This is a genomic window from Pseudomonas sp. LBUM1673, assembly GCF_059695645.1.
Genome location: NZ_CP166780.1, coordinates 483,163 through 495,209, shown reverse-complemented (window position 1 = coordinate 495,209; position 12,047 = coordinate 483,163). Strand labels below are relative to the sequence as shown.

6 protein-coding genes are annotated in these 12,047 nt (G+C 60.3%); all 6 read right to left on the bottom strand.

Translation table 11 applies throughout. From position 1 onward, the window contains the following. Positions 1 to 187 precede the first annotated feature (187 nt). The 6 genes from ACA044_RS02250 to ACA044_RS02225 all read right to left on the bottom strand — a co-directional run bounded on the left by ACA044_RS02250 (position 188) and on the right by ACA044_RS02225 (position 12,037). Positions 188 to 1,606 carry an FAD-dependent oxidoreductase gene (locus ACA044_RS02250; RefSeq protein ID WP_048396075.1) on the bottom strand — a complete coding sequence of 473 codons (1,419 nt, stop codon included), beginning with the start codon at positions 1,604 to 1,606 and terminating at the stop codon, positions 188 to 190. Positions 1,607 to 1,639: 33 nt separating this feature from the next. Further along, entirely contained in the window at positions 1,640 to 6,085 is a 4,446-nt protein-coding gene (gene gltB, locus ACA044_RS02245; protein WP_497444974.1) for a glutamate synthase large subunit, read from the bottom strand. 508 nt (positions 6,086 to 6,593) lie between these two features. Further along, entirely contained in the window at positions 6,594 to 8,186 is a 1,593-nt protein-coding gene (locus tag ACA044_RS02240; protein WP_497444973.1) for an AAA family ATPase, read from the bottom strand. 10 nt (positions 8,187 to 8,196) lie between these two features. Continuing rightward, positions 8,197 to 9,297 (bottom strand): 3-dehydroquinate synthase, encoded by a 1,101-nt coding sequence (aroB, locus tag ACA044_RS02235; protein ID WP_497444972.1) that lies wholly within the window; start codon positions 9,295 to 9,297, stop codon positions 8,197 to 8,199. 150 nt (positions 9,298 to 9,447) lie between these two features. After that, complete coding sequence (gene aroK / locus ACA044_RS02230) at positions 9,448 to 9,966, bottom strand: shikimate kinase AroK (protein ID WP_201121330.1); 519 nt, start codon at positions 9,964 to 9,966, stop codon at positions 9,448 to 9,450. Positions 9,967 to 9,970: 4 nt separating this feature from the next. Next, a complete protein-coding gene (locus ACA044_RS02225) occupies positions 9,971 to 12,037 on the bottom strand; it encodes a type IV pilus secretin PilQ (protein ID WP_497444971.1) in 2,067 nt (688 codons plus the stop codon). Between the last annotated feature and the right edge of the window lie 10 nt (positions 12,038 to 12,047).

Sequence of the window (12,047 nt, the reverse complement as noted above, 5' to 3'; positions counted from 1 at the left end):
CGCGACGCAAAAGGCACGGCAAGAGCCGTTCCTTTTGTCTATCGGGTCAATTTGTCGCGGGTTACATCGGCTAATTCTGCGTTGATTCGGCCGGCCTCTTCGCGGGTAAGCCTCGCTCCTACAGGGTTATGTGATCCCTGTAGGAGCGAGGCTTGCCCGCGAATGGAGCGACGCCGATCAAGCAGATTTACACGCCCAGGTAATCCAGGATCCCTTCAGCGGCATTGCGGCCTTCGAAGATCGCCGTTACCACCAGGTCGGAACCGCGCACCATGTCGCCACCGGCGAAGATTTTCGGGTTGCTGGTCTGGTGCTTGTACTGACCTTGCTCCGGCGCCACGACGCGGCCCTGGCTATCGGTCTGGATGCTGAACTGTTCGAACCACGACGCCGGGCTTGGACGGAAACCGAAGGCGATGACCACGGCGTCGGCCGGGATGATCTCTTCGGAACCCGGGATCGGCTCGGGGCTGCGACGGCCACGGGCGTCCGGTTCGCCGAGACGGGTCTCGACCACCTTCACACCTTCAACGCGGTCTTCACCAACGATGGCAATCGGCTGGCGGTTGTAGAGGAATTTCACGCCTTCTTCCTTGGCGTTCTTCACCTCTTTGCGCGAGCCCGGCATGTTCGCTTCGTCACGACGATAGGCACAGGTCACCGACTTGGCGCCCTGGCGAATCGAAGTTCGGTTGCAGTCCATCGCCGTGTCACCGCCGCCGAGCACCACCACCTTCTTGCCTTTCATGTCGACGAAATCTTCCGGCGACTTTTCAAAGCCCAGGTTGCGGTTGACGTTGGCGATCAGGAAGTCCAGCGCGTCATACACGCCCGGCAGGTCTTCACCGGCAAAGCCGCCCTTCATGTAGGTGTAGGTGCCCATGCCCATGAACACCGCATCGTATTCCTCGAGCAGTTGCTCGATGGTCACGTCTTTGCCGATTTCGGTGTTCAATCGGAACTCGATGCCCATGCCGGTGAAGACTTCGCGGCGATTGCTCAACACGGTCTTTTCCAGCTTGAACTCGGGGATGCCGAAGGTCAGTAAACCACCGATTTCCGGGTTCTTGTCGAACACCACCGGGGTCACGCCGCCACGTACCAACACGTCGGCACAGCCCAGGCCAGCAGGGCCCGCGCCGATAACGGCAACACGTTTGCCGGTCGGTTTGACCTTGGACATGTCCGGGCGCCAGCCCATGGCGAACGCAGTGTCGGTGATGTACTTCTCGACCGAACCGATGGTCACCGCGCCAAAACCGTCGTTGAGGGTGCAGGCACCCTCGCACAGACGATCCTGCGGGCACACGCGGCCGCAGACTTCCGGCAGGGTGTTGGTCTGGTGCGACAGCTCGGCGGCCTGGAGGATGTTGCCCTCGGCCACCAGTTTGAGCCAGTTGGGAATGAAGTTGTGCACCGGGCACTTCCATTCGCAATACGGGTTACCGCAACCCAGGCAGCGGTGGGCCTGGTCGGCCGACTGCTGGGGTTTGAACGGTTCGTAGATTTCCACGAACTCTTTCTTGCGTTGACGCAACAGTTTCTTCTTCGGATCCTTGCGCCCGACATCGATGAACTGGAAGTCGTTATTCAGACGTTCAGCCATTGTTAAAACCTCATCAAACTCTTCAGGCGCATATCACTGCGGGTTGGCACGGGTGCTGGAAAGCAACGATTTCAGGTTGGCAGCCTTGGGCTTGACCAGCCAGAAACGACGCAGATAGTCATCGAGGTTTTCAGCGAGGTTACGACCCCACTCGCTGTCGGTTTCCTCGACGTATTCGTTCAGCACGCGTTGCAGGTGGCTGCGATAGGCTTCCATCGCCTCACCGCTGATCCGCTGGATTTCCACCAGTTCGTGGTTGACCCGGTCAACGAAGGTGTTGTCCTGGTCGAGCACGTAGGCGAAACCGCCGGTCATGCCTGAGCCGAAGTTGTAGCCGGTCTTGCCCAACACGCAGACGAAACCACCGGTCATGTATTCGCAACAGTGATCGCCTGTGCCTTCAACCACGGTGTGAGCACCGGAGTTACGCACCGCGAAGCGCTCGCCCGCGGTACCGGCGGCGAACAGCTTGCCACCAGTGGCGCCATACAGGCAGGTGTTGCCGATGATGGCACTGTCCTGAGTCTTGTAGACGCTGCCCTTCGGTGGAACGATGACCAGCTTGCCGCCGGTCATACCTTTGCCGACGTAGTCGTTGGCATCACCTTCCAGGTACATGTTCAAACCGCCGGCGTTCCACACACCGAAGCTCTGACCCGCCGTGCCTTTGAAGCGGAAGGTGATCGGCGCGCTGGCCATGCCCTGGTTGCCGTGCTTGCGAGCAATTTCACCGGAGATCCGCGCGCCGATGGAACGGTCGCAGTTGCAGATATCCAGGGCAAAATCGGCGCCGCTCAGGTCGTTGATCGCCGAGGTGGCCAGATCGACCATTTTTTCGGCCAGCAGGCCTTTGTCGAACGGCGGGTTGCGGTCGACCTGGCAGAATTGAGGTTTGTCTGCCGGGATGTGATCGCTGCCGAGCAACGGGGTCAGGTCCAGGTGGTTCTGCTTGGCGGTCTGGCCTTCAAGCACCTCCAGCAGATCGGTACGGCCGATCAGCTCTTCGAGGGAACGCACGCCCAGTTTGGCCAGCCACTCACGGGTTTCTTCGGCGACGTAGGTGAAGAAATTCACCACCATATCGACAGTACCGATGTAGTGATCCTTGCGCAGCTTCTCGTTCTGAGTCGCGACACCGGTGGCGCAGTTGTTCAGGTGGCAAATACGCAGGTATTTGCAGCCCAGGGCGATCATTGGCGCGGTGCCGAAGCCGAAGCTTTCAGCGCCGAGGATCGCTGCCTTGATCACGTCGAGGCCGGTTTTCAGACCGCCGTCCGTTTGTACCCGGACTTTGCCGCGCAAGTCGTTGCCACGCAGGGTCTGGTGGGTTTCGGCCAGGCCGAGTTCCCATGGAGCGCCTGCGTATTTGATCGACGTCAGTGGCGATGCACCGGTGCCGCCGTCGTAGCCGGAGATGGTGATCAAGTCCGCGTAAGCCTTGGCCACACCGGCAGCGATAGTGCCGACGCCCGCTTCTGCCACCAGTTTCACCGAGACCAGCGCCTTCGGGTTGACTTGCTTCAAGTCGAAAATCAGCTGCGACAAGTCTTCGATCGAATAGATGTCGTGATGCGGCGGAGGCGAGATCAGGGTCACGCCCGGCACTGCGTAACGCAGCTTGGCGATCAGACCGTTGACCTTGCCGCCCGGCAACTGACCCCCTTCGCCCGGCTTGGCGCCCTGGGCGACCTTGATCTGCAGCACTTCAGCGTTGACCAGGTATTCCGGTGTCACACCGAAACGGCCGGTCGCGACCTGCTTGATTTTCGAGCTCTTGATGGTGCCGTAGCGCGCCGGGTCTTCGCCGCCTTCACCGGAGTTGGAACGCGCACCGAGGCGGTTCATGGCTTCGGCCAGGGCTTCGTGGGCTTCCGGCGACAATGCGCCCAAAGAGATGCCCGCGGAGTCGAAGCGCTTGAGCACCGATTCCAGCGGTTCGATCTCGCTGATGTCCAGCGGCGTATCCAAGGTTTTGACCTTGAACAGGTCGCGGATCATCGACACCGGACGGTTGTCCACCAGCGCCGTGTATTCCTTGAACTTGCTGTAGTCGCCCTGCTGCACAGCGGCTTGCAGGGTGTTGACCACGTCCGGGTTATACGCGTGATATTCGCCACCGTGGACGAACTTCAACAAACCGCCCTGCTGGATCGGCTTGCGCGGGCTCCAGGCTTCGGCAGCCAGGGCTTTCTGCTCGGCTTCGATGTCGACGAAACGCGCGCCCTTGATGCGGCTTGGCACGCCACGGAAGCTCAGTTCGCAGACTTCTTCGGACAGGCCGATGGCTTCGAACAGTTGCGCACCGCGGTACGAGGCGATGGTCGAGATACCCATCTTCGACAGGATCTTCAGCAGGCCTTTGGTGATGCCTTTACGGTAGTTCTTGAACACCTCATAGAGGTCGCCCAGCACTTCACCGGTGCGGATCAGATCGCCCAGCACTTCGTAGGCCAGGAACGGATAGACCGCCGAGGCACCGAAACCGATCAGCACCGCGAAGTGGTGCGGGTCGCGAGCGGTGGCGGTTTCCACCAAGATGTTAGAGTCGCAACGCAGGCCTTTTTCGGTCAGACGGTGGTGCACCGCGCCGGTGGCCAGGGAAGCGTGGATCGGCAACTTGCCCGGAGCGATGTGACGGTCGCTCAGCACGATCTGGGTACGACCGGCGCGAACGGCTTCTTCAGCCTGATCGGCGACATTGCGCACCGCGGCTTCGAGGCCGACGCTCTCGTCGTAGTTGAGGTCGATGATCTGGCGTTCGAAGCCCGGACGATCGAGATTCATCAGCGAACGCCACTTGGCCGGAGAAATGACCGGCGAGCTGAGGATCACGCGCGAGGCGTGTTCCGGCGACTCCTGGAAGATGTTGCGCTCGGCACCGAGGCAGATTTCCAGCGACATGACGATAGCTTCACGCAGCGGGTCGATCGGCGGGTTGGTGACCTGCGCGAACTGCTGACGGAAATAGTCGTACGGCGTGCGCACGCGCTGGGACAGCACGGCCATCGGCGTGTCGTCGCCCATGGAACCGACGGCTTCGTAGCCTTGCTCGCCGAGCGGACGCAGCACCTGGTCGCGCTCTTCGAACGTGACCTGGTACATCTTCATGTACTGCTTGAGCTGATCGACGTCGTAGAACGCCGAACCGTGGTCGTTGTCTTCCATGGTCGCCTGAATGCGCAGGGCATTCTTGCGCAGCCATTGCTTGTACGGATGACGGGACTTCAAACGGTTATCGATGGCATCGGTGTCGAGGATCTGACCGGTTTCGGTGTCCACGGCAAAGATCTGACCCGGGCCAACGCGACCCTTGGCGATCACGTCTTCAGGCTGGTAGTTCCATACACCGATTTCCGAGGCCAGGGTGATGAAGCCGTTCTTGGTCGTGACCCAACGCGCCGGACGCAAACCGTTGCGGTCGAGCAGGCAGACGGCATAGCGGCCGTCGGTCATGACGATACCGGCCGGGCCGTCCCACGGTTCCATGTGCATCGAGTTGTATTCGTAGAAGGCACGCAGGTCCGGGTCCATGGTCTCGACGTTCTGCCACGCCGGCGGAACCAGCATCCGCACGCCACGGAACAGATCGATGCCACCGGTGACCATCAGCTCGAGCATGTTGTCCATGCTGGAGGAGTCGGAACCGACGCGGTTCACCAGCGGACCGAGTTCTTCCAGATCCATCAGATCGTTGGTGAACTTGGTGCGACGGGCCAGCGCCCAGTTGCGGTTGCCGGTGATGGTGTTGATCTCGCCGTTGTGGGCGAGGAAGCGGAATGGCTGAGCCAGCGGCCATTTCGGCAGGGTATTGGTGGAGAAGCGCTGGTGGAACACGCAGATTGCGGTTTGCAGGCGCTGGTCGCTCAGGTCTGGATAGAAGGCGGTCAGGTCCGCCGGCATCATCAGGCCTTTATAAATGATGGTCTTGTGGGAAAAGCTGCAGATGTAGTGATCGACGTCGGCGGCGTTGGCCACGGACGAGCGACGACGGGCGCTGAACAGCTTGATCGCCATGTCCTGATCGCTCAGGCCTTCACCACCGATGAACACTTGTTCGATCTGCGGCAGGCGCTCGAGAGCCAGGCGGCCGAGGACGCTGGTGTCGATCGGCACTTTGCGCCAGCCGACCAGTTGCAGGCCCTCGGCCAGGATCTCGCGGTTCATGTTCTCGCGAGCGGCTTCGGCTTTGACCGGATCCTGATTGAAGAAGACCATGCCCACGGCATATTGCTTGGGCAGTTCGACGCCGAAGGTTTCCTGGGCGATGGCACGCAGGAACGCATCCGGCTTTTGAATCAGCAGACCACAACCGTCACCGGTCTTGCCGTCGGCGTTGATCCCACCGCGGTGGGTCATGCAGGTCAGGGCCTCAATGGCCGTTTGCAAAAGGGTATGACTGGGTTCGCCCTGCATATGGGCTATCAGGCCAAAACCGCAGTTATCCTTGAATTCATCTGGTTGGTACAGACCTGCTTTCATAGACACTTTCTCACCAGGCTGCCTCTTGTCGAGGCAAATTTCTTTTCAATTCAACCAGTTGCCATCCGCGCCGAACGTACGCCAGCTTTGCGGGGGCAAAAGGGAGGTCATTGTACACACCGACACAGAGGCTCACAAATTTGACGACGAAATGTCGCAAATCTATGTCGCATTTGTGAAAGGTTTAAAGCGATATGCTGTGCTAGTCAAAACTTTTTTTAGTTTTGACCGCAACGACTCAAAAACTACTGTGACGCAGACACCACAAGGCACGCGGTCCAGGGTCTGTTGGTGCTTGCTGACGAACCGCGTTGTGATGCCAACGTGCGCGAGGCAAGGCGCGGGATGCCGCCAATGGCTCTTCCCTTGGCAAATCCCGCAACGCAGCTTCGCGCATGTTGGCGCGCAACGCGGTCGTCAGCAAGCGCCAACAGACCCTAGAGACGGCATGCACTTGCAGAAATTTTGAGGTGCCGGGAGAGGCGGCCTGGGTAAGGCCGCCGAATCTTCAGCGAGTTGTTGCCAGTTCCTGTTGGACGCTGGCGACAGTGCGAGGCCAAGGTTTACCAGCCTGAACCTTCGCTGGCAAGGCCTTGATGGCAGTAACGGCTGCATCGCGGTTGGCGAAGCTACCGTAGGTGATGACGTAAAGCGGCTTGCCGTTGAGCACTTTCTTGAAGTAGCGGAACTCGCCGCCCTGCTCTTTGACGAAGCTTTGCGCGGTCGCTTCGGAACTGGTGCCGAGGATTTGCACCACGTAGTTACCCGGTGCCTGGCCCGCGTACCAGCTGCCACCGGCGGCTTTGGCCACGGTGACTGGCTTCTCGACAGGTTTCACCGCGGTGGCCGGCTTGGCGGGCGCCGGAGCCGGTTTGGCAACAGGCGCAGGGGCTGGCTTGGCGGTCGCAACCTGAGTTGGCGCAGGCGTCGGCTTGGCAGCCGGTGTCGGTGCTGGCGCAGGTCCCGCCGGAACGCCTGCCGGTGGAGCGACGGTGGTCACAGTCGGCGGCGTGGCGCTGGAACCTTCGACCGGCACCCCATCGTCGCCTTCGGTAATACCACCGGCCGCTTCGGCCAGCGGACCACGCATCACCGGCTGCGAATTACCGACCAGCGGTAATGGCATCGGTTGTGAGTTACCGGCGAACTCCACGGCGGGAGCACCACCGCTGTTTGGTTGTGGCGCGCCCTGACCGAGCGGCAGTTGCCCTTGTTCGTTGGCAGGCGCGCCGGTGGTCGGTGCTTTGCTGCGACCCGGCATCAACCAGGCGGCAGCTACCGCGACCACGACGACGGCGGAAATCGCCAATACGTGTTTCTTCGGCATGTTGAACCCCATACTTGGACGCTTGACCGCTGAGCGGCTGGCAATCATGGCTTCGATCATTGCATCGCGGGCGACCTGGTTGATGGTGCCAGGCCAGCCGTCGGAGCTTTCGTGAATATCAGAGATCTGATCCGCAGTGAAAAGTTCGATACCTCGGCCGGCGCCTTCGAGACGCTGATCCAGGTATTCGCGGGTTTCTTCTTCGGTGTAAGGCTGCAATTCGATGACGTGGAAACGCTCTTCCTCGAGGCTCAGCGCTTCAAGTTGGGCAATCAGTGAGGACTCGCCGAACAGGAACACATGCGGGCGACCTTCGGGCGCACCGGCAGCCAGGGCCAGCAAGGCTTCCAGCGCGGACCCGTCAAGTTGCTCGGCGTCATCCACCAGCAAATAGACTTCCTGCCCCGTGAGGGCAAGCTGCACCACCTGGCCCAGGATCGCGCCGATTTCAGCCTGCTCGACGCTCAGCGCCTGAGCCACCTGACGCAGCACACCGGCTGCATCGCTGGCACCGCGGGCGGAAACCACCACGCTCTGCACTGACTGTTTGTTGGTACTGGCCACCAATGCCTGACGCAACAGGGTTTTGCCGCTGCCTTGAGGGCCAGTGACCACCAGCAGCAACTGGCTGTAGCGGGCCAGATGATGCAGCTGCCCCAGCACCGGTTTGCGCTGGGCCGGGAAGAATTTGAAGCCAGGCACCCGTGGAGCGAAAGGGTCATGACTTAACTGGTAATGGCCGAGGAAAGCCTCGTCGGCATGCAAACTAGTCATTGGGATCTTATTAACCTTTAAGCTGAGCCAGGGCACGGTAATCCGCTCCCAGCGTGGCCTGTAAAACCTCTTTCGGATAATCGTCGGTCACCACTGCTTCGCCCATGTGGCGTAGCAGCACCAGACGCAAACGACCGTCGATCACTTTCTTGTCAATTGCCATGTGTTCGAGAAAATCGGCTTCGGTCATCTCTTGCGGCGGGATGACCGGCAGACCGGCACGCTGGAACAGGCGAATACCGCGATCACGCTCCTGATCGCTGATCCAGCCCAGGCGCGCGGACATTTCCAGAGCCATTACGGTGCCAGCAGCGACTGCTTCACCATGAAGCCAGACACCATAGCCCATGTGGGTTTCGATCGCGTGGCCGAAGGTGTGGCCCAGGTTCAACGTGGCACGTACGCCCGTCTCTTTCTCGTCGGCACCGACCACCGCAGCCTTGGCCGCGCAGGAACGCTCGATAGCATAAGTCAGGGCCGTCTGGTCCAGCGCTCGCAGGCGATCGACGTTTTCTTCGAGCCAGGTCAGGAACGGCTCGTCGCAGATCAACCCGTATTTGATGACTTCCGCCAGCCCCGCAGACAATTCGCGGGCCGGCAAGGTGTTGAGGGTGGCGGTATCGATCAGCACCACGTTGGGCTGATAGAAGGCGCCGACCATGTTCTTGCCCAGCGGGTGATTGATCCCGGTCTTGCCGCCCACCGAGGAGTCGACTTGCGACAGCAACGTGGTCGGCACCTGGATGAAATCGACGCCCCGCTGGTAGCAGGCAGCCGCAAAACCGGCCATATCACCGATCACGCCGCCGCCGAGGGCGATCACTGTGGTGCGACGATCGTGCCGTGCGGTCAGCAGGCCGTCGAAAATCAGCTGCAGGGTTTCCCAGGTCTTGAAGGCTTCACCGTCGGGCAGCACCACGGAAATCACCGAGAACTGTGCGAGGCTGCGGGTCAGACGCTCGAGGTAGAGCGGCGCGACGGTCTCGTTGGAGATGATCGCCACCTGCCGCCCGCGGATATGCGGGGCCAGCAGCTCAGGCTGATCCAACAAACCTTCGCCAATATGAATCGGGTAGCTGCGCTCGCCTAGATCGACCTTGAGTGTCTGCATGTGTCCCCACAGTGAAGATGGAATCAGGCATCCTGCCTTGAGTTTACGAATTCCACAGCGTCTGCTGGTGTGACGCCGTTCGGTAGCCATCCGCCACAACCTTGAGCGGCTGCGACAGGACGCCGAGGATAGCGCATTTCGCGCCGCGCATTAACGGGGCGGTAGCTGCTGCAAGCGGTCGAGAATGTCGAGCACCACCATCCGCGGCGGCCGCTCATCGGTTTCCACCACCAGGTCGGCGATTTCCCGATACAGCGGATCACGGATCGCCAGCAAGTCCCGCAGGGTCTTGGCCGGGTCGGCGGTACGCAACAGTGGCCGATTGCGGTCGCGAGCCGTTCGGCCGACCTGCTGCTCGACAGACGCATGCAGATAGACCACCCGACCACCGGCATGCAGTGCCCGCCGATTGGCTTCGCGCATTACCGCTCCGCCACCGGTCGCCAACACCACGCCATCGAACGCGCACAGCTCGGCAATCATCGCCTGCTCGCGGTCACGGAAGCCCGGTTCGCCTTCTTTATCGAAAATCCACGGGATATTGGCGCCCGTGCGCAATTCAATTTCCTTATCGGAATCTTTGAACGGCAGGCGCAGCTCTTTGGCCAGCAACCGGCCGATGGTGCTTTTTCCAGCCCCCATCGGTCCAACAAGAATCAAATTTCGCACAGAATCAATGACTCACAGCAATCGCCTGATTGTTCATGATACGCGGAGTGAGAAAGACCAGCAGCTCGGATTTTTTCTCCGAAACCACGTCACGCCGGAAAAGGCGGCCAAGATACGGCACATCACCGAGAAATGGCACCTTATCTACAACCTTGCTCTGAGTATTTGAGAAAACCCCACCAATGACGATGGTCTCGCCGTCGTTGATCAGGACCTTGGCGTTGACTTCGTTTTTGTTGATAGGCGGCTGCCCAAGGACCAGGTTTGCGTAGTCCGGCTGATCCTTGGTGACCTTGACCTCCATGATAATTCGATTGTCCGGGGTGATCTGCGGGGTCACTTCCAGCGAAAGGACTGCGGGCTTGAACGTCACCGACGTCGCGCCGCTGGAACTGGATTCCGGATACGGAATTTCAGTACCTTTCAGGATCTTTGCGGTTTCCTTATCGGCCGTGACCACCTTGGGTTGCGAAACAATTTCACCATTGCCGGTTTTTTCCATGGCGCTCAACTCGAGGTCCAGCAGCGTGTTGTCAGTGATAAAGGAAATGCCGATCCCGGACGTGGCACTTGTAGCGCCCAGATCAACAAAGGGTTGGCTGGTGCTTTGCCCTGTAATGGGGTTGGAGGGGGAAGCGCCGCCCGACCCCGTCCAATTGCCACCGGTCTTGCTTCCACCCCATCGCACGCCCAACTGCTTGTCGTAATCAACGCTAGCTTCGACGATGCGCGCCTCGATCATCACCTGACGCACCGGAATATCCAGCTGCGCAACGATGCGGCGCAGTTCGTCGAGGCGATCCTGGGTCTGGTAGGCAATGATGTTGTTGGTCCGCTCATCGACAGTGATTGAACCTCGCTCGTCGATTTTCGCTTCGGCGCTGGTCACCGACTGGAACAACTTGGCGATATCGGCAGCCTTGGCATAGTTGACCTGCAACAGCTCGCGACGCAGGGGCGCCAGTTCGGCGATCTGCTTCTGCGACTCCAGTTCCTGGCGCTCCCGGGCGGCGATTTCATCGGCCGGCGCCACCAGCAGCACGTTACCGATCTTGCGTTTGTCCAGACCTTTGGTTTTCAGCACCAGGTCCAGCGCCTGATCCCACGGTACATTCTGCAGGCGCAACGTGATGCCGCCCTGCACCGTGTCGCTTGCCACCAGATTGAGGTTGGTGAAATCGGCGATCAGTTGCAGCACCGAGCGCACGTCGATGTCCTGAAAATTCAGCGAGAGTTTTTCACCGCTGTAGGCAAAGCGCTCGGTGTTGCGCTTGTGCAAGTCATCGACAGTCATCGCCCGGATGCTGACGGTCAGTTTGTTATCGGTCTGGTAGGTCGAATAATCGAAAGCGCCGCTGGGCTCGATGCTGATAATGGCACGGTCGCCTGTGGCGCTGGCGTTGACGAACTGTACCGGGGTGGCGAAATCCTTGACGTCGAGGCGTACGCGCAACCGTTCAGGCAGTTGAGTCTTGGTGAAACCGACGATGATCTTGCCATCGTGCTCCTGGATGTCCGGGGCGATGGATGGATCCGACAGATCGATGACCACATTGCCTTCACCTTGGGTCCCGCGCTGGAAATCCACGCCCCGGATGGCTTTGCCCACGGGCGTAGCGGCTCTAGCGGGTGCGGGCATCGCAGTGGCTGCGCGCGGTGCGCTGGCGATCGGCTTGGGCGCCTTGCTACCGGCTCCCTGCCCGACGACCACGAACAGATTGTTCCCTTCGACGCGGGCGTTGTACGGGGTTAATTGAGTCAGGCTGATGATCAGCCGTGTGCGGTCCTTGGCCTCCACCACCGTGGCGCTGCGGGCATTGCCGCCGCCCAGGTCTCGATTTTTGTTGGTCAGCTGACTGGTGACCCCCGGCAGATCCAGCGCAATCCGCGCAGGCTGCTCTGTCGTGTAACCATGGGGCTGCGGCGGTGGCCCGTCGAACGACAACTTCAACTCGACACGGTCACCGGGCAGCGCGGCGACATCCAGCGCTTTGAGGTTGGCCGCCTGTACCATCGGCGACAGAAACGCTATCCATAGCGAAATACCGAAGGTTGAAAAAATCCTGTTCATTATTCGAGTT

What these genes read in the sequence shown, in the direction of transcription:
- gltB (WP_497444974.1), bottom strand. Translation starts at nt 6,085, where the DNA reads ATGAAAGCAGGTCTGTACCAACCAGATGAATTCAAGGATAACTGCGGT.
- ACA044_RS02240 (WP_497444973.1), bottom strand. Translation starts at nt 8,186, where the DNA reads ATGACTAGTTTGCATGCCGACGAGGCTTTCCTCGGCCATTACCAGTTA.
- aroB (WP_497444972.1), bottom strand. Translation starts at nt 9,297, where the DNA reads ATGCAGACACTCAAGGTCGATCTAGGCGAGCGCAGCTACCCGATTCAT.
- ACA044_RS02225 (WP_497444971.1), bottom strand. Translation starts at nt 12,037, where the DNA reads ATGAACAGGATTTTTTCAACCTTCGGTATTTCGCTATGGATAGCGTTT.
- ACA044_RS02250 (WP_048396075.1), bottom strand. Translation starts at nt 1,606, where the DNA reads ATGGCTGAACGTCTGAATAACGACTTCCAGTTCATCGATGTCGGGCGC.